The 25358-nt window shown below is 30.7% G+C and carries 25 protein-coding genes and 1 riboswitch; of the genes, 9 read left to right on the forward strand and 16 right to left on the reverse strand.

The annotated features are described in order from the left end of the window. The first annotated feature begins 148 nt into the window (after positions 1 to 148). Positions 149 to 1921, forward strand: a complete 1773-nt coding sequence (locus tag G4D72_RS05115; protein ID WP_166076543.1) for a sugar MFS transporter — start codon at positions 149 to 151, stop codon at positions 1919 to 1921. A gap of 146 nt (positions 1922 to 2067) precedes the next feature. Further along, a riboswitch (SAM-I-IV-variant riboswitch) is annotated at positions 2068 to 2162 on the forward strand. Positions 2163 to 2224: 62 nt separating this feature from the next. Further along, positions 2225 to 3535: a Na+/H+ antiporter NhaC family protein gene (locus tag G4D72_RS05120; RefSeq protein ID WP_166076544.1), complete on the forward strand. Its 1311-nt coding sequence runs from the start codon at positions 2225 to 2227 to the stop codon at positions 3533 to 3535. Between the two features lie 260 nt (positions 3536 to 3795). Here the strand turns inward: G4D72_RS05120 and G4D72_RS05125 are convergent, their stop codons facing one another. From G4D72_RS05125 to G4D72_RS05140, 4 genes are all read right to left on the reverse strand, one after another. After that, positions 3796 to 4467, reverse strand: coding sequence for a DUF1361 domain-containing protein (locus G4D72_RS05125; RefSeq protein ID WP_166076545.1), 672 nt, complete (start codon positions 4465 to 4467; stop codon positions 3796 to 3798). 100 nt (positions 4468 to 4567) lie between these two features. Then, positions 4568 to 4864: a winged helix-turn-helix domain-containing protein gene (locus tag G4D72_RS05130; RefSeq protein WP_166076546.1), complete on the reverse strand. Its 297-nt coding sequence runs from the start codon at positions 4862 to 4864 to the stop codon at positions 4568 to 4570. A 72-nt stretch (positions 4865 to 4936) separates the two neighbouring features. After that, a complete protein-coding gene (locus G4D72_RS05135; protein ID WP_166076547.1) occupies positions 4937 to 5542 on the reverse strand; it encodes a YiiX family permuted papain-like enzyme in 606 nt (201 codons plus the stop codon). 12 nt (positions 5543 to 5554) lie between these two features. Then, the gene (locus tag G4D72_RS05140; protein WP_166076548.1) at positions 5555 to 6175 is read right to left on the reverse strand and encodes a hypothetical protein; all 621 of its coding nucleotides are present in this window, start codon (positions 6173 to 6175) and stop codon (positions 5555 to 5557) included. An 86-nt stretch (positions 6176 to 6261) separates the two neighbouring features. Between G4D72_RS05140 and G4D72_RS05145 the strand changes: the two genes are divergently transcribed. Then, the gene (locus G4D72_RS05145; RefSeq protein WP_166076549.1) at positions 6262 to 6618 is read left to right on the forward strand and encodes a DUF1801 domain-containing protein; all 357 of its coding nucleotides are present in this window, start codon (positions 6262 to 6264) and stop codon (positions 6616 to 6618) included. Positions 6619 to 6660: 42 nt separating this feature from the next. Here the strand turns inward: G4D72_RS05145 and G4D72_RS05150 are convergent, their stop codons facing one another. From G4D72_RS05150 to G4D72_RS05165, 4 genes are read right to left on the reverse strand one after another with little or no spacing between them, the layout of a single operon-like run. Next, entirely contained in the window at positions 6661 to 7563 is a 903-nt protein-coding gene (locus tag G4D72_RS05150) for a hypothetical protein (protein WP_166076550.1), read from the reverse strand. 18 nt (positions 7564 to 7581) lie between these two features. After that, entirely contained in the window at positions 7582 to 8400 is an 819-nt protein-coding gene (gene kdsA, locus G4D72_RS05155) for a 3-deoxy-8-phosphooctulonate synthase (RefSeq protein WP_166076552.1), read from the reverse strand. Between the two features lie 60 nt (positions 8401 to 8460). Beyond that, positions 8461 to 8910: a 2-dehydro-3-deoxyphosphooctonate aldolase gene (locus tag G4D72_RS05160; RefSeq protein ID WP_166076553.1), complete on the reverse strand. Its 450-nt coding sequence runs from the start codon at positions 8908 to 8910 to the stop codon at positions 8461 to 8463. A 6-nt stretch (positions 8911 to 8916) separates the two neighbouring features. Then, positions 8917 to 9393, reverse strand: coding sequence for a DUF4199 domain-containing protein (locus G4D72_RS05165; RefSeq protein ID WP_166076554.1), 477 nt, complete (start codon positions 9391 to 9393; stop codon positions 8917 to 8919). Positions 9394 to 9452: 59 nt separating this feature from the next. Here G4D72_RS05165 and G4D72_RS05170 point away from each other — a divergent pair, with 59 nt between their 5' ends. Continuing rightward, positions 9453 to 10019 carry a YeeE/YedE family protein gene (locus tag G4D72_RS05170; RefSeq protein ID WP_166076555.1) on the forward strand — a complete coding sequence of 189 codons (567 nt, stop codon included), beginning with the start codon at positions 9453 to 9455 and terminating at the stop codon, positions 10017 to 10019. Positions 10020 to 10108: 89 nt separating this feature from the next. Next, positions 10109 to 10522 (forward strand): DUF6691 family protein, encoded by a 414-nt coding sequence (locus G4D72_RS05175; protein ID WP_166076556.1) that lies wholly within the window; start codon positions 10109 to 10111, stop codon positions 10520 to 10522. Positions 10523 to 10564: 42 nt separating this feature from the next. Here the strand turns inward: G4D72_RS05175 and G4D72_RS05180 are convergent, their stop codons facing one another. From G4D72_RS05180 to G4D72_RS05195, 4 genes are all read right to left on the reverse strand, one after another. Next, complete coding sequence (locus G4D72_RS05180; protein ID WP_166076558.1) at positions 10565 to 10840, reverse strand: ATP-dependent Clp protease adaptor ClpS; 276 nt, start codon at positions 10838 to 10840, stop codon at positions 10565 to 10567. Between the two features lie 29 nt (positions 10841 to 10869). After that, entirely contained in the window at positions 10870 to 11709 is an 840-nt protein-coding gene (prmA, locus tag G4D72_RS05185; RefSeq protein ID WP_166076559.1) for a 50S ribosomal protein L11 methyltransferase, read from the reverse strand. Positions 11710 to 11782: 73 nt separating this feature from the next. After that, entirely contained in the window at positions 11783 to 14185 is a 2403-nt protein-coding gene (locus G4D72_RS05190; protein WP_166076560.1) for an alpha-ketoacid dehydrogenase subunit alpha/beta, read from the reverse strand. A 266-nt stretch (positions 14186 to 14451) separates the two neighbouring features. Next, a complete protein-coding gene (locus tag G4D72_RS05195) occupies positions 14452 to 17241 on the reverse strand; it encodes a M1 family metallopeptidase (RefSeq protein ID WP_166076561.1) in 2790 nt (929 codons plus the stop codon). 103 nt (positions 17242 to 17344) lie between these two features. On the opposite strand from G4D72_RS05195, the gene G4D72_RS05200 reads away from it, so the two are divergent. From G4D72_RS05200 to G4D72_RS05210, 3 genes are all read left to right on the forward strand, one after another. Then, a complete protein-coding gene (locus G4D72_RS05200; RefSeq protein ID WP_166076562.1) occupies positions 17345 to 19339 on the forward strand; it encodes an endonuclease in 1995 nt (664 codons plus the stop codon). A 67-nt stretch (positions 19340 to 19406) separates the two neighbouring features. Next, on the forward strand, positions 19407 to 20342 hold the full coding sequence (locus G4D72_RS05205) for a malate dehydrogenase (protein WP_166076563.1): 936 nt from the start codon (positions 19407 to 19409) through the stop codon (positions 20340 to 20342). 230 nt (positions 20343 to 20572) lie between these two features. Then, on the forward strand, positions 20573 to 21253 hold the full coding sequence (locus tag G4D72_RS05210; protein WP_166076564.1) for a carboxypeptidase-like regulatory domain-containing protein: 681 nt from the start codon (positions 20573 to 20575) through the stop codon (positions 21251 to 21253). Between the two features lie 53 nt (positions 21254 to 21306). On the opposite strand, the gene G4D72_RS05215 is transcribed toward G4D72_RS05210, so the two are convergent. From G4D72_RS05215 to G4D72_RS05230, 4 genes are all read right to left on the reverse strand, one after another. Further along, complete coding sequence (locus tag G4D72_RS05215; RefSeq protein WP_166076565.1) at positions 21307 to 21819, reverse strand: DUF4442 domain-containing protein; 513 nt, start codon at positions 21817 to 21819, stop codon at positions 21307 to 21309. A 1-nt stretch (position 21820) separates the two neighbouring features. Next, positions 21821 to 22771, reverse strand: a complete 951-nt coding sequence (locus G4D72_RS05220; protein WP_166076566.1) for an NAD(P)H-dependent flavin oxidoreductase — start codon at positions 22769 to 22771, stop codon at positions 21821 to 21823. 148 nt (positions 22772 to 22919) lie between these two features. Then, positions 22920 to 23510 (reverse strand): hypothetical protein, encoded by a 591-nt coding sequence (locus tag G4D72_RS05225; RefSeq protein ID WP_166076567.1) that lies wholly within the window; start codon positions 23508 to 23510, stop codon positions 22920 to 22922. 106 nt (positions 23511 to 23616) lie between these two features. Next, positions 23617 to 24330: a bacteriorhodopsin-like gene (locus tag G4D72_RS05230; RefSeq protein WP_166076568.1), complete on the reverse strand. Its 714-nt coding sequence runs from the start codon at positions 24328 to 24330 to the stop codon at positions 23617 to 23619. Between the two features lie 120 nt (positions 24331 to 24450). On the opposite strand from G4D72_RS05230, the gene G4D72_RS05235 reads away from it, so the two are divergent. Continuing rightward, positions 24451 to 25344, forward strand: coding sequence for a Brp/Blh family beta-carotene 15,15'-dioxygenase (locus tag G4D72_RS05235; RefSeq protein ID WP_166076569.1), 894 nt, complete (start codon positions 24451 to 24453; stop codon positions 25342 to 25344). Positions 25345 to 25358 lie beyond the last annotated feature (14 nt).

The following is a 25358-nucleotide window of genomic DNA, read 5'->3' on the forward strand; positions in this document are numbered from 1 at the left end:
GCTTTTGTAATACGATTTAACTATACAAAATCACAACTACAACGATTTCGTTAAAAATTAAATTTCAATTTTATAAATTTATGCCATAATATTTTGTTAATTAGCAATTAACTAATCATAAAACTATTAAAAATATAAACTACTATTTATGAATTCAGAAAACCAACCAACCAATTATCCCGCATTATATACACTAATTACCGTATTTTTCTTTTGGGGATTTATAGCTGCTGGAAACAGTATTTTTATACCATTTTGTAAAAACTTCTTTTCGTTAGACCAATTTCAATCACAATTAATTGATTTTGCTTTTTATACAGCATATTATATTGGTGCATTATTGCTTTTTGCAATGGGAAATGCTACTGGTAAAGATATTGTTGGTACTTGGGGATATAAGAAAAGTATTGTGTATGGCTTATTGTTTTCTGCATTAGGTGCCGGAGCAATGATTATTGCAGTTGAAGCAAGTGTATATGCCGGAATGTTAGTAGGTTTATTCATTGTAGCATTAGGATTCTCTTTACAACAAACCGCAGCAAATCCTTTTGCAATTTTATTAGGTAATCCAAAAACAGGTGCGAGTAGAGTAAATTTAGGAGGTGGAATTAATTCTTTAGGAACAACTATTGGTCCAATTTTAGTAGCATTTGCTTTATTTGGAAGTGCAAAAGCAGTTTCAGACGAACAAATTAAAAGTTTACCTTTAGATAAAGTAGTGATATTATATGTTGTAGTGGGCTTACTATTTGTTGGATCTGCAGCGCTGTTTTATTTTTCTAAGAAAGTTCCAGCAGGAATTGCAACCGAACCAATGGAAAAAGCAAATAAAGCGCTGAGAACTTTAGTAATTATGACGGTTTTGTTGGCTGTAATGTTTACCCCAATTTTTCAAAGTTATAAAAGTGAAGAAGCTTTAAAAATTGAAAGATTAAGTAAAGAAATTGACCAGGCAAAGGAAACCGCTAAAGTAGCCAGATTTACAGAAGAAGGTTTGAAAAATCATACTGCTGCCATTAGCCAAAAAGAAAATGAAGTTAAAACACTAAAAGTACCTTTGGAACAATCTCGAATGTTATGGCTATCTGGAGCGTTATTAGTGGTTTTAGGTGGAATTCTATTTTCCTATTTATCAGCTAAGAAAAACGTAAACGGTTGGGGTGCGATGCAATATCCACAATTGGTATTAGGAATGTTAGCCATCTTTGTATATGTTGGAGTAGAAGTGGCTATTGGAAGTAATTTAGGTGAGTTGTTAAAATTAGAAGAATTTGGAAGCATGCAATCTTCTGATATTGCTCCCTACATCTCAATGTATTGGGGCGGATTAATGATTGGTCGTTGGGCTGGAGCTATTTCAGTTTTTAACTTACAAGGATCTAAAAAAACCATAGCATTAATCGTAGTGCCTTTAATTGCTTTTGCCGTTATTTTAGGTGTGAATATCATTTCTGGAAAAGATATGAAGCCTTTATACTATTATGTACTTTGTATTTTTATACAAATTATTGCTTTCTTCTTAAGTAAAGATAAACCAGCTAGAACTTTAATGATTTTCGGTAGTTTCGGAATTATTGCCATGTTAATTGGATTGTTTTCTTCTGGAACAGTTGCTATTTATGCTTTCTTAGCTGGCGGATTAGCTTGTAGTATCATGTGGCCAGCAATTTTTAGTTTATCTATTATTGGCTTAGGAAAATATACTTCTCAAGGTTCAGCCTTTTTAGTGATGATGATTTTAGGTGGTGGAATTATTCCTCCTATTCAAGGTAAATTATCCGATATTATCGGTATTCACCAATCGTACATAGTGGCGGTAATTTGTTTTGCTTATTTAACATTATTTGCCATTTTAGTCAAAGGAATTTTGAAAAAGCAAGATATTGATGTCGATGCTATTGAAGTAGAAGGTAGTCATTAAGCTTCATAGCTATTTTATACACTCCGTTAGTCTCTAGATTAGCGGAGTTTTTTTTTAGGTTTTTTGTTTATTCTCTTAACAAGCATTAAAATTTAGTTAAGTTTTTCAAAATTTTTTTTAAAAGATATTTTTTCAACTACTTTTGCACCCGTTATCACGAATCTTTCAAAGATAGCAACCTGCAACAACAAGCAAGGTGCTAAAACGATAAGCCAAATCATTTGGAAAAAATGTTGTTTACTCTCATTTTTATTGTTTTTGATGAATTATTCGTGAGATATAATTTAAAAAAAATAATATTTTATGAATTCAAATCAAAATCAAGGTAGTCTTTTTGCTTTGTTGCCTTTGGCAGTTTTTATTTTCACTTTTTTAGGAAGTGGAATCTTATTTAATGATTTTTATGCGCTGCCTTCATCTGTAGCTGTAACGTTAGGAATTATCACCGCTTTTATCTTATTTAAAAATAGTACAGATGAAAAAGTAGATCAATTAATTGCTGGTTGTGGTGATTCCAAAATTATAACCATGTGTTTAATTTACCTTTTGGCTGGTGCTTTTGCGACTGTAACTTCTGTAACTGGTGGAGTAGATGCTGTTGTAAATTTAGGAATAGAAAATATAAATTCTTCTTTTTTTCCTTTAGGAATTTTTGTTATTGCTTCTTTTTTATCTACCGCTACAGGAACTTCAGTAGGCTGTATCGTAGCTTTAGGTCCTATTGCAATTTCGTTAGCAGATAAATCGGGTGCCTCATTGCCTTTAATTGGTGGTGCATTATTAGGAGGAGCCATGTTTGGTGATAATTTATCTATGATTTCAGATACTACCATTGCGGCAACTCAGTCATTGGAATGTCAAATGAAAGATAAATTTAAAATTAACTTATTAATTGCACTTCCTGCAGCTGTATTAACGCTTTTGGTTTTACTGTTTTTAGGTTATGGTGGTAGTCAAATTCCAGTACAAGCTGGTGATTATGAATTGATTTCTATTATGCCTTATATTTTAGTAATTGTCTTGGCGGTTATCGGCATAAATGTTTTCGTTACTTTAATTATAGGAATCGTTGCAGCTGGTATTTTAGGATTTACGATTGGTGATTTTACGATTTTAACTTTTTCTAAAGCCATTTATCAAGGATTTACAAGTATGACAGATATTTTTCTGTTATCGATGTTAACGGGTGGTTTAGCGGCTTTAGTTGAAAAAGCTGGAGGTATTGCCTTTTTATTACATCAAATAAAAAAACGTGTAAAAACGAAACGTTCTGCACAAATGGGTATTGGAGCTCTTGTAGGTTTGGTAAATGTGGCGATTGCAAACAATACGGTTTCGATTGTAGTTACTGGAGGAATCGCCAAAGAAATTAACGATGAATTCGGACTTAATGCCAAAAAAACAGCAACCATTTTAGATATTTTTTCTTGTGTTTTTCAAGGTTTGTTACCATATGGTGCTCAGGTATTATTAATCATTAGTTTTTCTAAAGGAGCGTTAAGTTGGTTAGATTTAGTAACTAATGCTTGGTATTATTTCTTTTTGTTTTTACTTACCATTTTAGCAATTTATACTAAATTTTGGGACAAATGGATTGAAAAATATATCAAATAAATTCTCAAATTAAAATTTAAAACTCCGATAGTATTTATATGGCTATCGGAGTTTTTTATGTAAAAAAATAAATATCGAATAAACACATATTCATTTAAATATTTATTTTATAAACCGATATAAGCTAATGAAAAGCTGTAATGTTTGGTTTTTTAAAAATTGATAATGTGTAAAAAATAATATAGTAATACCAACTGTAATTTTAAAAATCTAATAGTCAATAGATTTAAAAAGAACATTCTATCATTTAAATCATTTATTTAATCTGTCTTGTGGTTATAATTCTTCACTTTCAAGTTATAGAAAATGATGTAACTAATTAGTATCATTAATCCGAATTGAATTGTGTAAATGATAGTTTCAATCTTAAAAAGCGCTTCAATTGATGTATAAACTAATGCAATCGGCTTGGAAATAATATCCCAACTGTTATAACGTAACACTCGTCCTAAATAAATTCCAAAAGCAGATAAAAAACTAATTGACACTATAAATAAGTATCCCATTTTGTTGCCGTATTTCGCCATAGTTAATTGATGAATGTGATGTAAGGAAAGCAAGCCAATATAAAATCCAGCAATACTAAAACTTGATAAAATGAGCAGATCTAAGCCAAATTGTAAAGAGTCTTTGAAATGCAAATGAGTAAAATCAGTTAAGATGTAGAATGTGTTTGGAATGAATAACACCCAAATAAAAGCAGAAACACAGTTTTGAAATTTTTTAGTTGAATCAAAAAAATTTGAGTAAATATTCGATGACAAAACATAAGGAATTATTGCTAAAAATAAATTCCATATTAAAAATAAGAGATACATAGTATGTGTAATTTTTACTCTAAGTAATAATAAAGTAATGGCTACTATTGAAGCCAACCAAATCAAAGTGTCTTGTTTTCGATTTAAAACGTAAATAGTGATGATTTTGTTCATTTTATAGATATGTTTATTTAATATTAATTTAAATATTTTGGGTTTTTTACTTATAGTTAAAGTACTTTGAAATTCAAAGTATATGATTAAAAAAATAGGGTTATTTTGTTTTTAATAATTTTTCTAGCGCAGCAATATGATCCTGAAAGGCTTTTTTACCAATAGGAGTAATGCTATATTTTGTATTGGGCTTTTTACCAATAAATTGTTTTTCAACGGCAATAAATTCATCGGATTCTAAAGCTTTGATGTGACTGGCTAAATTTCCGTCAGTAGCACCTAAAAATTCTTTCATCGCATTAAAATCCACAGATTCATTCACCATTAGAACCGACATAATTCCGAGTCGTATTCTATGGTCAAATGCTTTGTTGATATTTTGGATGATGTTTTTCATGGTTTATACTGAACTTGTTTCAGTGTCTATTTATTTACTTTTGCAAAAGTATTAATAATTATCAAAAACTACTTATAATAATTCAGAATCGTGTAATTGTGATGGTGCAACTACTTTTTCATTAAACGGAATTTGAGAACCATAGCGCTGATATAAAATTCTTTTAACTAGCGGATTTTCTAAATTAAAATCTTTCAATTCTTTCGTTTCGCAAATTTCAATATTAGCTCCATTTTGATAGATTTTCCATACTAATTCAGAACAATACATTTCCGAATCTGACCAACCTAAATAAATATCATAGTTTTTATTTAGCAACTTTGACCCATAGGTTTTCATTGCTTTCACTTGCGAATCAGTAAGTTGTGCTACTGATTTTTTTAAACGTTTGACAACATATTTTGCATCTTTTCCATGTGTAATCCAATCAGACAAAAGTGTAATTTTAACTGGTTGAACCGCTTCATATACATACGTTTTTCCTTCTTCTATAAAAATGATACCACAATGAGAAAATTTAGAATTGGTGGCTATTCTAACTGCTTCGCATTGTTCAGATTCTGAAGTTTGAAAAATAATATCTCCGTTTTGAAATTCAGTAAAGTTGGTTTTACTATTTCCACATGAAAATAGAAGCACCATACAAATTGAAACTATTGAAAGAATTATTTTTTTCATTTGATACTTTGTTTATTTATTTCTATCATATTTAAACCACATCATTCCGCCATAAAAAATATGGCAAAACCCGAAGCCTAACATCCATAAAGGAATGCTGTATTGGTAAAAGTAAGCAGATAATAATCCAATAATTGTTATGGTAATTCCAAGGTATTTGACATCACCTAAAGTATATTTACTTGCGTGGATACAAGCCATACCATAAAAAAGTAAGGTTGTAGGAATAATCAATTCGTAAAATTGTCTTTCAATTAAAATTAAAACTAAAACACCACCAGTAGCTAAAGGAATTCCGAAATTTATAACTAATCTTTTAGAAGTTTCGTTCCATAATTTTACACCTAACTTTTTTGATTTTGAATTACTTAAAAGTAAACCTGAAAATATAGATAAATGTATGATTACTAAAGCAATTACAATTAATTTATTTTCTAATACTTGCGCACTTTCATAAGTCAAATACTCATTTGCAAAGTATTTATCAATTAATTCATTGGCATACCAACCGCCAACTAATGCATAAATACCCGCCAATACACCAGACAAACCGCTTAAAGAAATAAATTGCGACGATTTACGCATCATTTCTTTAATGTCTTTTAAGTCGTTTAAATAATTTTTTTCTTCCATTTTAAAGTGCTTTGAAAAACAAAGTAATTAATAAAAAGTGAAATACACAACTTTTTTTATTTATTTTTGGATAAATATTAGTTTTGATGAAACCTGCAGCGCTTTATATTTTAAATCAACCACAACAATATCAGGAAATTATACATTATGTTTGTGGTGTTATAGAACAAGAGTTTCCTGAGGTTGTCATGCTTTTTAAATGGAAAATTCCTTTTTATTATGATGGAAATAAACCATTTTGCTACATTAATGTTAGTCAAAAAAAGAAATTTGTTGATGTGGCTTTCTTTTATGGAAATCAATTAACGAATCATATGGGTTATTTAAATTCCGAAGGCAGAACTCAAATTAAATCTTTACGTTATTTTTCTTTGGATACCATTCCAGATAATATATTAAGAGAAGTGATACAAGAAGCAAAGTTGTTGTATAAAAAAACGTGATACTATAAAATACCACGTTTCATAATTTATAAGATTGCTTCCTTACAATCTAAAAATTCCTCCAACTGTAATTATACTCTGTAAAAACCAGAAGTTTTGTGCAGCTTTGTCGTTTTTAAATTGCGTAGTTCTAATGTTATTCATTTCAATGTAACCACCTTTTACTTCTGTTTGCAAGAAAAAATGTTTGAAAATAGTAAAATTTAATCCAGCTTTTGCTGAAATTCCGAATCCAGATATGTGAAATTGATCGTATCTATCTTTTCCTAATAATCTAGTATTCGTTTTTGGTAATAATATTCCAGCACCAATACCTTCCGTTACATTAATTTGAAATTTATCGCTGTTCCAAGATTTGAATAATTTAGAAGAAATATCATCAACTCTTGAAAACTCAGTATTGATATAATTCAAGCCATCAGTATGTTCAAAAGTTAAAAAGGGCGGCGGATTTGAGTCGTTATCAGGCGTATAATTCGTATAAAAATTAACGGGTGTATTGTTATAATTGCCATTATAAATCGCACCATTTTCAGTAACTGGAAGGTTTACATAACCGCTAACATTTGCAGTTTGATTTTGTTTAAAAACATATTTCATGTGATCAAAACCAATAGAAATATTATACTTGTCGTTAATAAAATAACCCAATCTGAAATTAGTTTGAGGAATTGTCATTCTTGCTGGATTTACATAATCAATATGATAGCCTTTTGGTTTATCATTAGCCTGAGCATCGTGAACTACGAAATCGTAATTATCTCCAGTAAATCTTATGTCGGATTTTGAGTAAGTTTCACGGTTTCCACCCCAAAATATGTAAAATTTTCCTTTATTATGTGAAGTGTAATTTTCTTTTAAAACGGGTAAATCTCCTTTATTTTCTGTTTGAGCGAAGCTGGTTATGGCTGTTAAAGTGATTATTAATGTTGCTATTTTTTTCATTTGGGCGTTCTAGTTTTCTTAAAATGTATTTATGGTTTGACGAATAGCAACTAGTTTTGTCATTAAGCCTTCAAAATAATCTAAATGTAGCATGTTTGCACCATCAGATTTTGCATTTGCAGGATCGAAATGGGTTTCAATAAAAATTCCATCAACACCTGTTACAATTCCAGCTTTAGCGATAGTTTCAATCATATCTGGTCTTCCGCCTGTGACTCCACTCGTTTGATTTGGTTGTTGTAAAGAATGTGTAACATCTAATACGGTTGTTCCAAATTCTTTCATCGTTGGAATACCTCTAAAATCAACAATCATGTCTTGATAACCAAACATCGTACCTCTATCGGTAATCATAAAATTATCATTTCCACAATCTTTAACTTTCTGAGCGGCGTGTTTCATACTTTCTGGACTCATAAATTGTCCCTTTTTTAAATTTACAGTTTTACCTGTTTTTGCCGCAGCAACTACTAAATCCGTTTGACGCACTAAAAAAGCGGGAATTTGCAACACATCCACATAAGCAGCAGCCATAGCCGCATCTTCATTGGTATGAATGTCTGTAATAGTTGGAACACCAAATTCTTTAGCTACTTTTTCTAATATTTTTAATGCTTTTTCATCACCAATTCCCGAAAAGCTATCAATTCTTGAACGGTTTGCTTTTTTAAAACTTCCTTTAAAAACAAATGGTATTTTTAAATTGTTTGTTATAGTAACTAATTTTTCAGCAATTTGTAAAGCCATTTCTTCGCCTTCAATAGCACATGGTCCTGCCAATACAAAAAAATTACCGCTGTTTAAATGCTTTATTTGAGGAATATTTTCTAAGTTCATCTGTAGTTGTTTATTTGTGGTGCAAAGATAATTAAAGTTAAAGGTTTAGTCGATAGAAGTTTAGATTTTTTTTATTCCAAATCCTTTCGGACACATTACTTTCCCTTTTTCAAATGTATTGATGTATATTTTTTTATTCGTGGGTTGTTCATTAAAATAAATTTCATATAAATCTAATGTTCCTGCACCCATTTTATTTTTTTTACTTGGGAAAGGACAACATGTTTCAATTAGTTTATAGGTTACTTTTTCTCCATTTGGACCCGTTAACGAATTGAAAAAACGATTTACATTTAAGTTATTACTGTTTTCATACAAAGAAAATCCCAAATTGATTGGATAAAATTCGCTAAAACCATATTTTGAATCAGAAGCAGTTTCAGTTAATACAAACTGACCACCAACAATATTCGGTAAAACGGCTGTTTCATCAATATTTTGAATCGTGTTTTTGGTGCTTACACAAGAAACAAAAAGAAGTAGTATACTAGCAATTAATATTTTTCGCATTAGAAATTATTTTTTAGTTTTTATTAGTGCTGCTGCAAGTGCTGCAAATAGTATACCAAAAGAAAAAGTACCAAATGCTGCAAATAACATATAGGTTGTAGTATCAAATAAAGCGGTAGCATTTTCCAATTTCATTCCTTTGGAAACCGAATAGTTGATCATGCTTTCGAAAAAATTCGGATTAACATATTTTAAGGAAAAGTATAAAGCAAATGGGGTTAATACCATTGCAAAAAGTGCTAAAATGACGCCTGAAAGCAAACCTTGCTGCCACGACATTACACCGTTAAAAAAGTTTTTTTTCTTATCAACTAAAAAAAGAAGATAAATTAAAAAGATAAAAATGTAAATAAAGTTTGTGAAAACGGGATGAAAGGCAATTTTTTCATCATGATAACCCAAATATTTTTCTAGTTGAAACCACATAATTCCTAAAAAAGTGTAGTATATTGCCCATTTAAATTCTATTTTAAATTTACTCATTTTATGTATCTTTGAAAATTATTGCAAATATACTAATCAAAAATAATTTTATACTATATATGGAAGTAATTCATGGGACTTGGCATTGGGCGGTTTCTGGTTTTTTAATCGGATTAATTATGTTGGTGTTAACCTATTTTGGTAAAACTTTTGGAATGTCCTCTAACTTAAGAAATATTTGTAGTATGACGTTTGCTAAAAAGAAAATCGAATATTTTGATTTTGATTGGAAGGCTCAAAAGTGGAATTTATCTATTGCATTGGGTGCTGTTGTAGGTGGTTTTATTGCTTCTTACTTTTTGATGGATTCTACTGATATATTACAAATTAACCCTAAAACAATTGAAAATTTAAAGGCTCTAAACATTGACGAACCGAATGGAAAAATTGGTCCTGATGCTTTATTTAGTTTAGAAAATGCATTTTCTGTAAAAGGATTTTTTATTTTATTAGTAGGCGGATTTTTAATCGGATTTGGGACACCTTATGCTGGAGGTTGTACTTCAGGTCATGCTATTTCTGGATTAAGTAATTTGCAAATCCCATCTTTAATTGCAGTTATTGGTTTCTTTGTTGGAGGATTAATTTCTGCACATTTTTTAATTCCATTAATTTTTGGTTCGTAATAGAATGATAACGTAAGTAAAGTATAGTTTCTGTTTCAAACATTAAATTATACGAATGTATTTGACCTTTAAAAAAATAAAATAAACAAATGAAATTAATTAAGTTTTTTATAGTTGGTATTGTTTTCGGAATTGTATTAACAAAAGCAGAAGCCGTTTCATGGTACAGAATTTATGAAATGTTTATGTTTCAGAGTTTTCATATGTATGGAATTATTGGCACAGCCGTTTTTGTTGGTGTAACTGGAATTTATTTGATCAAAAAGAAAGAGATTCAAGGCTTTAAAGGTGCCGAAATTGACATTCAAGATAAAGATTTTTCGTTCTCTAGATATAGCATCGGAGGCACGATGTTTGGATTGGGTTGGGGTTTAGTAGGTAGTTGTCCTGGTCCGATTTTTATTTTAATTGGAAATGGTGTTTTGTCTATATGTATTGTTTTACTTGGCGCCTTGTTCGGAACGTACATTTATGGAACTTTAAAAAATAAATTGCCTCATTAAAAGCAACAAAGAAAAAAAAATCGACCTATTGGTCGATTTTTTTTATATGATAACAGCACTTAAACCTGCATCTTGTAAGGAAGTGCATTGCGGTTTCAGTTTAGAAAGTTCACCAGTTTTTACTGTGCATTGTCCTTTGTAATGTACTAAAATGGCGCATTGTTCGGCTTGTTCCCAAGTGTGGTCACAAATTTTGACTAACATTTCAATCACATGGTCAAATGTATTGACATCATCGTTGTACAAAATAATTTCGTTGTTTACACCAACTGCTTCTTCAACTAATACTTCTTCTAATGTTTCTGTTAATGTGCTCATAACTAATAATTTATTCTGGTACAAAATTACTAATTTTTTGTGTATTTCAAACCTAACCAGTTATTTCTTTCCTTTTTCGATTCAAAAGTTAGCCCTAATTTTTCACAACATTCGTTAATTGCTTCAAAATCTTCGGTATAAAATCCGCTTAATAATAAAACAGCCTTGTCATTCATGCAGTTTACGTAAGTCGCCATGTCATTCAATAAAATATTTCTATTGATATTTGCAATGAAAATATCGTATTTCTGACCATCAGTTAACCAAGAAGCATCACCTTCATAAACTGAAATGTGTTTGCAATTGTTACGTTCCGCATTTTCAATGGAGTTTAAATAACACCAATTGTCAATATCAACCGCATCAATTGGATGTGCGCCTTTCATTTCAGCCAAGATGGCTAAAATCGCAGTTCCACAACCCATATCAATTGTTTTTTTGTTCGTTACGTCTAATTCTATAAGATGTTGAATCATCATGTGTGTGGTTTCGTGATGCCCCGTTCCGAAACTCATTTTTGGTTCGATTACAATTTCGTATTTGGCAGAAGTTGCTGGATGAAAGGGTGCACGAACATGACAAATTCCGTCCACATCAATAGGAGTGAAGTTCTTTTCCCATTCTTCGTTCCAATTTACTGGCTCAATTTCATTTGTTGTATAAGAAATTTTAAAATTTTCATTCGTTAGAATTTCAATATCATTTAAAATATGTTCAGTCCAAACGTCTTTTTGAACATAAGCAGCAACACCTTCTTCTGTTTCTTCAAAGCTTTCAAAAGCGGTTTCCTCTAATTGTGCAATTAAAATTTCTGAACCTAATGCTGCTGGTTCAATTGTAAAATGGTATGCGATATAGGTATTTGCCATTCGATGTAAATTTTAGTCATAAAAAAATAGGAAGCAAAATTACTACTTCCTATTTTAATATTTGAGTTTTTAATTAATATAATTTTGGAAACTTGCTCGGATTGAATTCGTGCATCATTTCGTATACTTTTTCAAAAATATCTTCGGCACTTGGTTTAGAGAAATAATCACCATCTGTTCCATAACTTGGGCGGTGGGCCTTAGCTGTTAGTGTTTGTGGCGCGCTGTCTAAATGTTGATACGCGTTTTGATTTTCAATAATTTCTTGTAAAATGAAAGCACTTGCACCACCAGGAACGTCTTCGTCAATGACTAACAAACGATTGGTTTTAGCTACTGATTTTACAATGTCCTTATTAATATCGAATGGTAATAATGATTGAATATCAATGATTTCAGCGTCAATTCCGTTTTCTAATAATTCTTTTGCAGCTTGCTCTACAATTCTTAAAGTAGAACCGTAAGAAACTAATGTAATATCTTTTCCTTCTTTGATGGTTTCTACTACACCAATTGGCGTTTGGAATTCACCTAAATTCGTTGGCATTTTTTCTTTTAAACGGTATCCATTTAAACATTCAATTACTAAAGCAGGTTCGTCAGTTTTTAATAAAGTATTATAAAAACCTGCCGCTTTGGTCATGTTTCTTGGAACTAATACATGTATGCCACGAATTGCGTTAATAATCATTCCCATTGGCGAACCAGAATGCCAAATACCTTCTAAACGGTGACCGCGAGTTCTGATAATTAATGGTGATTTTTGACGGCCATGTGTTCTATATTGTAAGGTTGCTAAATCGTCACTCATAATTTGAATGGCGTATAACAAATAATCTAAATACTGAATTTCAGCAATCGGACGTAAACCACGCATTGCCATTCCGATACCTTGACCTAAAATGGTAGCTTCACGAATTCCAGCATCGGAAACACGTAATTCTCCATATTTTTCTTGCATCCCTTCTAAACCTTGGTTCACATCACCGATATTTCCTGCATCTTCACCAAAAATTAAAGTTTCTGGATAAGTTGCGAAAATTTTATCGAAGTTATCTCTTAATACTAAACGCGCATCAACTTCTTCAGCCGATTCATCGTAAGTAGGTTTTACTTCAGTGGTTGAGGCAATATTTTGATTCGATTCTGAAAATAAGTGCGAGCTGTATTTAGGTTGAATTCTTTCAATAAAGTTAGAAATCCAAGTAGCTAAAGTTTCTCTGTTTGAACCAGAAAGCATTCTTAATACTTTTCTAGCTACAACTAATAAATCTTTTCTGATTGGTTCTTTAATCGCAGCAATATCATTGGCATATTTTTCAATGAAAACTTTATTTTCAGAGTGTTGAGCCACTTGATTTAAAATTGCAACTGTTGCGGCTTGGTCTTCTTTAATAGCAGACAAATAATTCGCCCAAGCTTGTTTTTTACCTTCTAATACTTCTTTTTTAGACGCTGCTTCAATATCGTTTAACTCTTCTTCAGAAGCGATATTGTTTGCAATCATCCATTTTTTCATTTGCGCGACACAGTCGAATTCAGCTTCCCAAGCCAAACGTTCTGCGTTTTTGTATCGTTCATGAGAACCTGAAGTGGAATGTCCTTGTGGTTGAGTCAATTCGTTTACGTGAATTAAAACGGGTACATGTTCTTTTCTGGCAACTTCTGAAGCTTTTTGGTAAGTTTCCACTAAAGCTGGATAATCCCAACCTTTAACTTGGAAAATTTCGTAACCATTATTTTCTTCATCACGTTGTAATCCTTTTAATATTTCTGAAATATTTTCTTTAGTTGTTTGGTATTTGGCATGAACTGAAATTCCGTATTCGTCATCCCATACACTCATTACCATTGGTACTTGTAACACACCAGCAGCATTTATAGTTTCGAAAAACAAACCTTCAGATGTAGAGGCATTTCCAATTGTTCCCCAAGCGACTTCGTTTCCTTTTACTGAAAAATTATTCTCAGTTGGAATGACTGAAACATTTCTATATATTTTTGAGGCTTGTGCCAAACCTAATAAACGAGGCATTTGCCCAGCAGTAGGAGAGATATCGGCACTAGAATTCTTTTGTTTGGTTAAGTTTTTCCAATTTCCATTTTCGTCTAAAGAATGAGTAGCAAAGTGTCCACCCATTTGTCGACCAGCGCTCATTGGATCAAAATTTATATCGGCATGACCGTATAAACCTGCAAAAAACTGAACGATTGACAATTCGCCAATAGCCATCATAAACGTTTGGTCACGATAATATCCTGAACGGAAATCGCCATTTTGGAAGGCTTTCGCTAAGGCCAATTGCGGCACTTCTTTTCCATCACCAAAAATACCAAATTTAGCTTTTCCTGTAAGTACTTCTTTTCTTCCAAGAAGACTACATTCACGGCTAACAGATGCAATTTTAAAATCGGTTAAAACCTCTTTTTTGAAATCTTCGAAAGATAATGTTTCTGCAGTTTTTGATTTGCTCATAATAGTTCAATGCTTTGATACAAATTTAAACAAAAAATTGAAATATTTACATTGTATGGGTGTTTTTATGAATAATGTATATTTTTATTCCAATTTAACTAAAAATACTTTAAAGAAATGTTTGATTATTACTTTTTATTTATGAATAATGTAAAATATTAGAAATTCAATACCAATTGATATCAATTTATAAGACGATATTTTTTCTTAAATTATAATAGAATGATTCTTCAAAATCTGTGAATTTTTGTTGAGTCAAATAAAATCTAAAACCATCTTCTGGTAAATAATGATGTTAAAGTTTTTGGACTTAACGTTACTATGAAACGAATTCTTTCTCCATAATTTTTATCGTTTAATTCGAAACCGTTAGAAGAATATATCGGGAAAAATAATTCAAAATAATCTTGTACTAAATTCAAATGCACACCACTGTCATAAATGTATTTGGCATTAAATCCCTGATTTTTGTAGGTTCCCACATCACCATATAATTCAATCCAGTTCCAAATGTTAAAGCTAACATTAGTTGTGAAAATGTATTGATTGGCAAATCGGGTTTCGAAAATTGATTTAAAAGCGCCTTCTGCATTTACAAATTGTCTGCTAAATAAACCCGTACTTTCACTTCTACCTATTAGAGCATAATCAAATAAATAGTCGGATGGTCGGTCTATTCCGAAACTAAAAAAATCATTGGTATTATCGTTGTGTGTAAAAAAACCACCAAATGCTCTTAGGTTTATGTAACGATTATTTTCGAAAAGCTTTCGATATTGAATTTGTCCTGAAATTTTTCCAAAAGTACTTGAAACTTGTAAATCGCCACCATAAGAAAATTGTTGAATTAATTCGCTAGTACTATAGCCATATCTTAAGTTGAATACCGAATAATTTTCAGTGTTTCTGGTAGTTACGAAGTTCGATTTTTCTCTATTTACATACACTTGACGAAGGGTAATTCCTTCACCTTCATTTTTTCTGAAATTTGGATTCCTGAAACTAAAATTGATACTAGGAGTGATTTTAGTGTAAAAAGCATCAGGAGCATAATGCAATTGCGTTCCAGAAATTCCGTAACGTGTATTAAAAAAAGTGCTGTTTCTGTTTTGATCGTTAAAGCTAAAACTAGCACTTCCAGCTAAAGTTTTTGTTTTTGTTGAATAATTTGGAGTAACATCATATACAAACGGCTTATTTATAACCGATTTATTATTGAATTTCATACCCAATAAAACTCCATCATAAAGATTGAATTCTGTAGTTGGAACATAAAAAATTTGATTGAATTTTGAATCTTCAATATCCTTAAAAAGTGTAAATCTGATTTTTCTATTTCCTAAAAATCTGTTTTTTAGTTTGTAACTGTTATTGTTGTTGTTAATTTCAGGAATTTCATAAGTATCATTCAAAATTAGTTTTGTAATACTATCATTTTTAATTTTATAAGTAAAAGTTTTAGTATTGTTATCTATCCAATATTTTTGAATTAATTTATTTTTGTTGTAAGCATACATTGAAATTGGAACTTTTGCATCGCCAACATTTTTCAGTGTAATATCAATGGAATCTGCAGTTTTTTTTGCTGCTGTTATTTTGTAGTCAATTTTGTTTCTGGAATAAATTAAATCGTTAAAAAACCAGTCTAAATTTTTATTTGCATTTTTTTCAAGAATGTTTTTGAAGTCGTTACTTGTCGTTTTTTTTATTTTATTTTTTTCAACAAATTGAAAGATAGAAGTTTCCAAAATAGAAGTTTCCAAGTATTCATTTAAATAGTGTAGTGCTAATCCTGCTTTGAATTTTCCAGCTATTTTTTCATTGAATTTTATTTGTGTGTTTTTATCAGTTCCGACAGGTTGATCGATATTTTTTCTGGCCATCAATAAATAATTATAGATGAATTGTTCAGAAAAATTCATGTTAATTAACTTATATTTTTTTAAAATTTTAAATCGCGATAATTTACCAAATGCTTTAATATCTGGATAATTTTCATCAATGTATTTTTTGATGTAATAATGTTGAATTCCCTCTAAAATCCAATGATCTTTTCTGAAATTAATTTTTAAATTGGCGGCTAAAAAGTTATTTAAGTAGGTTTTTAAAAATTTTAATTCGAAAACAAAGTCATCATTAAAAGGAGAAATAAATGATGGTAATTCATTTAAACCATAAAATGCTTCACGGTCATAATCTTCTTGAGAAATTACAATTTTTTCTGGATTAGAGCTGCCAATTTTTTCTTTAACAAAATTTGTGATTTTATTAATAACCAGTACTTTATAATAGATTGGAACGTCTTTACTTTTTAAATTTGTAACTATTGTTATGTCTTCATTTTTAAATTCTTCATAACTTATTTCATTCTCTAGGGCTATAAAAAAATTAGATCTAGCATTTCCAGACAACACAGAAGTGCTTGAATTTGTGTTAATAACATTTAAATCGGTTGTTACATATAAATTATCATGTTGTAAATTAATTTTATAATTGGATATTTCTGATGTTAAGTCATCACTATTTTCTTCACTTTGCGTTTCAGTATCAAATGCAGCTAAAGTCAAAAAACAGTTTTTTATTAATAATTTATTTTCAGAAAACCCATATTTCGTAAATTTCGAATTTGGCAAAACTATGACATATTTAATTTTCAAAGTAGTGCTTTCTCCAATATTTAGTGGTTCTGCTAACTTTATTCTTAAAATATCAACCTGATTTTCTGTTCTGTAAAATTCAAGTGGAGTGGTGTTAGAATTGGTTATTTCTAAAATTTGTGTTTCACCTCTATCGGTTTTTTTAGACAGATGAAAACTTCTATTAAATTCGTCAGAAAATTTTCTAGCTAAAGCAGAATTTTTACTCGAAAAGGCATTGTTCCAGTCGTTTAAAGCAATTTCTGTAAGCGTAGAAGAGGAAGTATTGGAAAATGTAATTTCTTGAAGTACTTCAATTTTTTTTCCTTTTTCAATAATTTTTGCATCAATCTTACTTTCATTTTGTGCAAATGAAACTAGGGTAAATATAAAAAACAGGAATATTTTAAGTTTTGTCATCTTTTTCTTAATAGCTCTCAATATTACTAAAAAAAAGGAAATTTTCATAAGGTTTTATTATAATTATGACTAATTTTGTTTCGTACTCCAAATGTAATTGAATATGAAAGTAACATTACTTTATATAACGATTTTTTTAACCTCATGGTTTTCTTCCGCTCAAATTGTAATTAATGAAATAGATCCCGATACACCTTCTACCGATCAAAAGGAATTTATCGAACTACATTCTTCTTCACCAAATTTTTCGCTTAACGGTTATGTTTTAGTATTTTATAACGCTACAAGCACTTCACCTTATGGAGGAACATTGAGTTATAATGCTATAGATTTAGATGGTTATGTAACGGATATCAATGGAAATTTTTTAGTTGGAAATGTTTTATTAGATCCTGCTCCGGGTTTAGCAATGCTAGATGCTACTTTGCAAAATGGTCCGGATGTAATTGCATTGTATCTGGGAGACGCTACAAGTTTTCCATTGAATACTCCAGTAACTTCAACTGGTTTAATTGATGCTATTGCTTATTCTAACAATGCAACCAATCAGCCAACTGCTTTAATGACTGCTTTAGGTTTAACAGTTTGTGTAAATGAAAATAGTACTTCTAATGCAGCAAACCACTCCATACAAAGAAAAATTGATGGCACTTATGAAGTAAAATTACCTACTCCAGGTATGAACAATGATGGTTCTGGAATTCCAATAAATTACATGACTACTACATTTAATGCTCCAAATTATACAGAAGGACAGAATCTGATTCTTACTTTTACTACTACTACACCTGTAACTGCAAATACTACATTCACCATATCTTTAAATAATGGGAATTTTACAACTGCTGATTATACAGGGCCTACAAGTATTACTCTTTTAGCAGGAAGTACTTCTGCCACAGCTACATTAACCTTAATAGACGATGTAATTGAAGAAGGTGACGAAGAATTAATTCTTTTTATTTCAGGTCTTCCAGCATCTATTGTATCGAGTAATAATTCTATTGTTAGACGTGTTGCAGACACCGATTTTCAAGTAGCTAACTTTGGAACACCTTTAGCACCAACTTACGGTCAAGTTGCGAGTACAGCGCCACCTGGATATTACGCTTCTTTAGAAGGTTTATCTGGTGCAGCATTGAAACAGGCTTTACAAGATATTATTGTTAATTCTTCTGTTAGGTTGCATAGTTATGCTGATATGTGGGATATTATTAGAGTTGCAGACACCAATCCGTTAAACAGCGGGCAAATTTGGGACATGTATTTAGAAATTCCTATGTCGAAACTAGATCAACAAAATAGTAGTAGTATCGTTGGAAAGTGGAACAGAGAACATATTTTTCCTCAATCGCGTGGTGGTTTTGTTGTGGCTGAAGGCGATTTTGCTGATGGAATAGGATTTTGGCTTTCAACAAGTGCAGCTGCTACGGTTGATGGTGTGTCAGATGCACATCACATTAGAGCGGAAAATGGTCAAGAAAATTCATCCAGAAATAATAAAAATTATGGAACAACCAACTCGGCAACGGTTTATGCTGGTCCGGCTGGTACTCAAGGTTCATGGCGAGGTGATGTAGCTAGAGCTTGTTTTTACATGGCGGTTCGATTTAACGGATTGAATGTTTTAAATGGCGATCCAAGTGAAAATAATGCGGGAAATCCTTCAGGAAATATTGGAGATTTAGCTACTTTATTAAGTTGGAATATTTCCGATAAAAGTGACGATTACGAAATGAGTAGAAACAATTATGTACAAACTTGGCAGAATAATAGAAATCCGTTTATAGATTATCCTTTGTTAGCCGATTATATTTTTGGTGCTAATTTTGGTCAGCCTTGGTTTGCTGCTTTATCTTCTGAATCTTTTGATGCATCAGAAGTAAAAGTTTTTCCTAATCCAGCTTCAGAACATATTTTTGTATCCGGATTATTAAGTAGTTCAAAAGTTGAAATTTTTTCTGTTTCTGGAGCAAAAGTATTCGAGAAAATTATAAATCAAGATCAAATGATTCCAATTGATTTTGAAACCGGAATGTATTTTGTAAAAATTAGTAATGAAGACAAACAAATAGTAAAAAAAATAATAGTGAAATAACGTAAAATTGTTTCATTATCAATATTTTTGTAAAAAATAACAACATCAATATATTTAATTTATTAAAATGAAAGTAACAATAGTAGGAGCAGGGAATGTAGGTGCATCATGTGCAGACGTAATTTCATACAGAGGAATTGCAAGTGAAGTAGTATTATTAGACATTAAAGAAGGATTTGCAGAAGGAAAAGCAATGGACATCATGCAATGTGCTACAACTACAGGTTTTAACACACAAGTTTCTGGAGTAACTAATGATTATTCTAAAACAGCTGATTCAGATGTAGTGGTTATTACATCTGGAATTCCAAGAAAACCAGGTATGACTCGTGAAGAGTTAATCGGAATTAATGCTGGAATTGTAAAATCAGTGGCTGAAAATATCTTAAAATTTTCTCCAAATACAATTATTGTTGTAGTTTCTAATCCTATGGACACTATGACTTACTTAACATTAAAAGCTACAGGTTTACCTAAAAACAGAATCATTGGAATGGGTGGTGCTTTAGATAGTTCTCGTTTCAAATATTATTTATCAAAAGCGTTAAACAAACCAGCTAACGATGTACAAGGAATGGTTATTGGTGGTCACGGTGATACTACAATGATTCCATTAACACGTTTGGCTTCTTATAATGGTGCGCCAGTGGCTAACTATTTATCTCAAGAAGAATTAGAAAAAGTTGCTGCTGATACTATGGTAGGTGGAGCGACTTTAACAGGTTTATTAGGTACTTCAGCTTGGTATGCGCCAGGAGCTTCTGTTGCCTATTTAGTAGATTCTATCTTAAACAACCAAAACAGAATGATTGCTTGTTCAGTTTTATTAGAAGGTGAATACGGACAATCGGATATTTGTTTAGGGGTACCATGTATTATTGGTAAAAACGGTGTAGAAGAAATCGTTGACGTAAAGTTAAACGAAGCTGAAAAAGCAACTTTCGCTAAATCTGCAGATGCTGTTAGAGCCATGAACGGAGATTTAAAAGCGGTTTTAGCTTAATCACTTTTCAACTATAAATATATGGCCTACAGGAATTTTCTTGTAGGCTTTTTTTATTTCTATAGTTTTATAGATTTGACGGATTTAATTTTTTTTGGATAAGGTTGATTATTTTACGCAGTTTTTTATTTTGCAAGCATTTTGCACAACCATGCGTTCACTACGGTTAAATTTTCAAGAAGATTGGAAGAATTTTTGGGTATCTCTGTGGAATTGTATAAATTTATAAAATGAAGCAAAAAATTCAAATATCCATTCCAGAACCTTGTCAGGAAGGTTGGCAAAATATGACGCCTGTTGAAAAGGGCAGGTTTTGTGCGTCTTGTCAGAAAACGGTTTTAGATTTCACTTATTTATCAGACAATGAAATTATTAAATTGGTTTCTAAAAATGATGCTTTATGTGGAAGAATTAACGTTTCTCAATTGAATAGAAATTTAATCGAAACCAAAACAAAATCCAATTATTTTGGGTATTTCGCGACTTCAGTTTTAGCGTTTTTAGGTTTAGGAACTTCTACTATTGTCGCACAAGAAAAACCTGAACAAGAACAAACAGATTTAAAATATTTGAATAAAGCTACTGATTCTGTAACAAGAATTACTGTTACTGGTGTGGTTTCTGAATATGAAGGAAAACCTTTTCCAGGAGTAACGATTGTAAGAAAAAATACTGTTGAAGGCACTCAAACTAATGGTAAAGGAGAATATTTAATTCAAGCAGCTTTAGGTGATATTTTAGTTTTTAGTTATCTCGGTTATAAGGAATATGAGATTATTGTTCAATCGAATAAAATGAATGTTAATTTATATAAAGATGATAATATAGTAATAGAAGGTTATTTTATAACTTTAAAAAAGCGCACTTTCTTCGGAAGAACATTTCAAAAAATCGGCAATTGGTTGAGATAATTTTTTCACGCAGATTGGAAGGATTTAATAGATTTCCTTTGCGTTCTTATCGGTTACCTCTTCAAACTTCTTTTTTGTTTATAATAGGCTTTTGTAGCAATGTATAACGTTTTGTCCAATTCGGCGAAAATAGTTCCATTTTTATCTGTGATATGTAGAATTTTGGTGTAATCCATTTCGTTTTCTTCTTTTACTTTTTTTAGGATTTCTTCCATTTCTGTAGTTGAAAACTCAAACGTTGCAAAAGCATCTTCATAAGCTGGTCGTTTGAATTTGATATTCGTTTTTTTATCCCAAACTACAAAATCTTTACCCAAAATTTGCATCAATTGTATCATATAAATGGGATCGGTGGCAGCAAATAAACTTCCACCAAAAATGGAGCCTACATAATTTCTGTTTTTATAGGATAACGGAATTTTAATTTTCACCACATGTAAATCTTCAGAAGCGAAAATAATTTTTCCACAACTTCTTTTATACATTGGAGAAATGTTAAACAATACTCGGAAAAGTGTTGCTTTTTTGAAATACTTGTTTAAAAATGTAAAAAGTTTATCGTACATGTTATACTGTTAATTTCTTTACAATTTCAGAAACAGGTAAAATAGCATGTGTGTTTTCAATACTTGGTCCGGCAACCCAAACAGTTTTATAAGTTACTTCTGTTGCAGCTTTTTCTGTGGCTTTCATTCCAATGTAAAAACGAATCATTTTGACCCATTTTTTCAAACTCTTATTTTTATTCAAAACTTGTTCCAACCAAGTGGTTTTGGTTCCTACTTTTTGAACATAAGGTGTATTGATAACAGAACATGGTGTGCCTGAAATACGTTCTGTCATTACAATATCTTTGGCTCCATAATCTACACAAGCTTGCTTGTATTCTTGAGAAACACCAGATTCAATTGAAGCGATAAACGGACTTCCCACCGAAACTCCAATCGCACCATAAGAAAGCATTTTATCAATATCCGATTTTTTGCTCACACCACCAGCAGAAATAACGGGTAGAGTAGTACCTTCGTTCAGTTGTTTGATTAATTCCTCTGGATTGATATTTCCTCTGTGACCACCCGCTTGATTGTTTACTGCTACTAAAGCATCTGCACCTAAACTTTCTACTTTTTTAGCAAAACTTAAATCGGTTACATCGCAAAAGACTTTAATTCCCACTTTATGCGCTTCATTGATAGTTTCTTCTGGTGAACCTAATGAAGTTAAAATAAAATCGACTTTTTCTTCACATAAAACACGTAATTGTTCTTTGTATTTTACATTTGATTTATTTACAATTAAATTGAAACCAAAACTTCCACCTTCAACTTTAGCTTCTTTTAATTCTAAAATTGCACTTCTTAATTCTTCCAGAGTTCTGTAGTTTAATGCCGGGATACAACCTGCAACACCACTTTTCATACCTTCAATTACCATTTTTGTATTCGACACCAAAAACATAGGCGCCATTATGATTGGATGTTTTACATTCAGAATTTCTGTTAAGTGTAATTTTTGCATAAGAATTAAGTTTTTTCAAATATACTAAAAAAAATATATGCACGCATATAAAAAAAAACTATCTAAATAATTTAGTTTGAGATTCTGATAGGAGTTCAGGATGGCAAACTTTCTATTTTTAGATAGTTTCAAATTTTAAGAGAAAGAATTATTTTTTTGGATCGTAACGTCTGGTTGTAGTGTTAAACTTATATTTATTGATTTGTGTTTTAGTAGATAAAAATACCTCAAAATCTTTTGTTAAAGTGAATTCAAAACCTTCTCTACGTGTTTTTTCAATAGTTTCAGTAGCTGTAGATTTTCCTAATTGTTTAATTTCTTTTATGTTGGTAACGGTTTGAATATTTCCTAAAATTTTGACTTTTGTTGCAGATAAATCCCAAATTTCATTAGATGTAATTAAAGCATCTTCTTTTTTAAGTTTGGTTTCTGTAATTATATTTTCGGTATAAGAAAAGTGATATAATTTCACGCCTGAAACTGTAAAAGATTTAATTTTAAAATTGTTTGGTTGTTGTGCTTTGTCTTTTGTTGTGATATCTTTTAAAATGATATTTTCTTTCTTTCCAGCATTGTCAATAATTATGGCTAGTTTTTGTTTGCCACCTTCGGTGATAATTTCAGCTTTTAAATTTTCAAAAGTAGCTAAAGCAGAAGAAGTTGCAGCTTTTGGTTTTGCTTTTTGTGCCAAACTTAATGAAGTAGAAATAAAAAGCAGCGCAAATAATACGTTTTTCATTGTGTTGTGTTTTTTGATTTTGGTCTTCCAATGTACAAATTATTTTCAATAAAAAAACCGTGCTAAAAAAATTAACACGGCTTTCTTCTTAAAATAAACTAAAAACTTAATCTTTCTGCGATTGAACCGCTAAATTGTATATAACTAATCCGAATCCGATTTTATTAATGGCATCCGCAATGTTGTAAGCAATGTCTACACTTCCTTTACCTAAAATGCTTGTGTACCATCCGTCAGTTCCTAACATGTATCCTAATGGATAAATGGCCCAACCTACTAATACAAACCAGCATAAAATTTTGTGTGCAGCTAAAACATTACCTCCAGCATTTTTTGCTAATTTGGCAGCAGAACCTAACCATATTTCATAAACAATTACAAAATATGCTAATCCTGAAATTCCACCCCAAAGTGCCGCCTGGTCTGCATATACTGTTTCTCCTAAGTAACCTGTAACTAACATGATTACAGACAGCACAACCATTTTCCATAATAAATTTGTTTTTGCTCCCGCTACTTTTAAAATTAAATAGAATTCTAAACACATTAAAGGCACAGTTAAGATCCAATCTACATATCTAAAAAAGGTTGGTGATTCTCCAACTTCTGCCCAATATTCTTTCATGTAGAAATAATGTACAGCAGCAATAAATGTAATCAATCCTGAAACTAAAACGGAAGTACGCCATTTTTTGTCAAATTGATTTAACGATAAAAAGAAAAAAGCTGATGCAGCCATCATAGCCATACAGCCTACAAAAAATGTGAATCCAACGTAATCGTCAGACATCATCTTAGAAATTAAACTAAAGTTTGTCATAATGTTTGTTTTATTATTAATAATTTGGTTAATTTGTTTAATCAAAGTTAGAAATTGTTAAACAAAAAAACAAATATTTGTTTAATTATTTTTATAAATTATTAAACAAAATTTAAAAAAATGAGCAAATACGATAGTTTAGCGATAGTAATAAGTTTTTATAGTTTGTGGATATCGAGTTATTTATCAGATATTTACGAGGTAATTTTGGGAATTATCTTGATTTTAACCTTCGGAATTTATCATGGAGCGAATGATATTTTGATTTCAAGTAAATTTTTATCTAATGGAAAAGCAAAAAACAGTATAACAATTTTAGTTTTTTATGTTTTTCAAGTACTCTTAGCCTTACTGTTATTTTATCTTTCACCACTTTTAGGATTGCTTTTATTCATTTTGGCTAGTTCGTATCATTTTGGAGAGCAACAATTGAGTTTTTTAAAAACTATTTTACCCGAAACCTATTTAAGAATTTATGCTTTAAGTTACGGACTTATGTTGTTTTTTCTTTTATTTATGATGCATCCAGCAGAAGTAGTAGCTATAGTGAAGCAAATAACTTTTTTTACAATTGATGCACAACATATATATTATGGTTTTGTAATATTTATGTGTGTTTTTTTACTTTTTACTTTTTTAGTCTTAATTGCTTATCCTAAAAGTAGAGGATCTTTGTTTTATCAATTTCTTTTTTTAGGAGTGTATGCTATAATTTTTAAAGTTTCTTCTTTAATATGGGGATTTGCTATTTATTTTATCGTTTGGCATAGTATTCCTTCCATGCAATTGCAGACTATATTTATTTACGGCTCATTATCAAGATTTCACTTTTTTAAGTATGTAAAAGATGCGTTCTTATATTGGATACTTTCGGTACTTGCGATTGGATTATTTTATTACTTTCAAAGTACATCTAAGTTTTTCATTACGGTTATTTTTTCTTTTTTTTCTGCTATTACTTATCCGCATGCTTTTGTCATATTCAAAATGTTGCAACAAAAAAAAACCGAGTAATTGCTTACTCGGTT

The organism is Flavobacterium difficile, assembly GCF_011392115.1.
Lineage (GTDB): Bacteria > Bacteroidota > Bacteroidia > Flavobacteriales > Flavobacteriaceae > Flavobacterium > Flavobacterium difficile.

Coding starts and splice junctions, on each gene's coding strand:
- G4D72_RS05115 (WP_166076543.1), top strand. CDS start 149: ATGAATTCAGAAAACCAACCAACCAATTATCCCGCATTATATACACTA.
- G4D72_RS05120 (WP_166076544.1), top strand. CDS start 2,225: ATGAATTCAAATCAAAATCAAGGTAGTCTTTTTGCTTTGTTGCCTTTG.
- G4D72_RS05125 (WP_166076545.1), bottom strand. CDS start 4,467: ATGAACAAAATCATCACTATTTACGTTTTAAATCGAAAACAAGACACT.
- G4D72_RS05130 (WP_166076546.1), bottom strand. CDS start 4,864: ATGAAAAACATCATCCAAAATATCAACAAAGCATTTGACCATAGAATA.
- G4D72_RS05135 (WP_166076547.1), bottom strand. CDS start 5,542: ATGAAAAAAATAATTCTTTCAATAGTTTCAATTTGTATGGTGCTTCTA.
- G4D72_RS05140 (WP_166076548.1), bottom strand. CDS start 6,175: ATGGAAGAAAAAAATTATTTAAACGACTTAAAAGACATTAAAGAAATG.
- G4D72_RS05145 (WP_166076549.1), top strand. CDS start 6,262: ATGAAACCTGCAGCGCTTTATATTTTAAATCAACCACAACAATATCAG.
- G4D72_RS05150 (WP_166076550.1), bottom strand. CDS start 7,563: ATGAAAAAAATAGCAACATTAATAATCACTTTAACAGCCATAACCAGC.
- kdsA (WP_166076552.1), bottom strand. CDS start 8,400: ATGAACTTAGAAAATATTCCTCAAATAAAGCATTTAAACAGCGGTAAT.
- G4D72_RS05160 (WP_166076553.1), bottom strand. CDS start 8,910: ATGCGAAAAATATTAATTGCTAGTATACTACTTCTTTTTGTTTCTTGT.
- G4D72_RS05165 (WP_166076554.1), bottom strand. CDS start 9,393: ATGAGTAAATTTAAAATAGAATTTAAATGGGCAATATACTACACTTTT.
- G4D72_RS05170 (WP_166076555.1), top strand. CDS start 9,453: ATGGAAGTAATTCATGGGACTTGGCATTGGGCGGTTTCTGGTTTTTTA.
- G4D72_RS05175 (WP_166076556.1), top strand. CDS start 10,109: ATGAAATTAATTAAGTTTTTTATAGTTGGTATTGTTTTCGGAATTGTA.
- G4D72_RS05180 (WP_166076558.1), bottom strand. CDS start 10,840: ATGAGCACATTAACAGAAACATTAGAAGAAGTATTAGTTGAAGAAGCA.
- prmA (WP_166076559.1), bottom strand. CDS start 11,709: ATGGCAAATACCTATATCGCATACCATTTTACAATTGAACCAGCAGCA.
- G4D72_RS05190 (WP_166076560.1), bottom strand. CDS start 14,185: ATGAGCAAATCAAAAACTGCAGAAACATTATCTTTCGAAGATTTCAAA.
- G4D72_RS05195 (WP_166076561.1), bottom strand. CDS start 17,241: ATGACAAAACTTAAAATATTCCTGTTTTTTATATTTACCCTAGTTTCA.
- G4D72_RS05200 (WP_166076562.1), top strand. CDS start 17,345: ATGAAAGTAACATTACTTTATATAACGATTTTTTTAACCTCATGGTTT.
- G4D72_RS05205 (WP_166076563.1), top strand. CDS start 19,407: ATGAAAGTAACAATAGTAGGAGCAGGGAATGTAGGTGCATCATGTGCA.
- G4D72_RS05210 (WP_166076564.1), top strand. CDS start 20,573: ATGAAGCAAAAAATTCAAATATCCATTCCAGAACCTTGTCAGGAAGGT.
- G4D72_RS05215 (WP_166076565.1), bottom strand. CDS start 21,819: ATGTACGATAAACTTTTTACATTTTTAAACAAGTATTTCAAAAAAGCA.
- G4D72_RS05220 (WP_166076566.1), bottom strand. CDS start 22,771: ATGCAAAAATTACACTTAACAGAAATTCTGAATGTAAAACATCCAATC.
- G4D72_RS05225 (WP_166076567.1), bottom strand. CDS start 23,510: ATGAAAAACGTATTATTTGCGCTGCTTTTTATTTCTACTTCATTAAGT.
- G4D72_RS05230 (WP_166076568.1), bottom strand. CDS start 24,330: ATGACAAACTTTAGTTTAATTTCTAAGATGATGTCTGACGATTACGTT.
- G4D72_RS05235 (WP_166076569.1), top strand. CDS start 24,451: ATGAGCAAATACGATAGTTTAGCGATAGTAATAAGTTTTTATAGTTTG.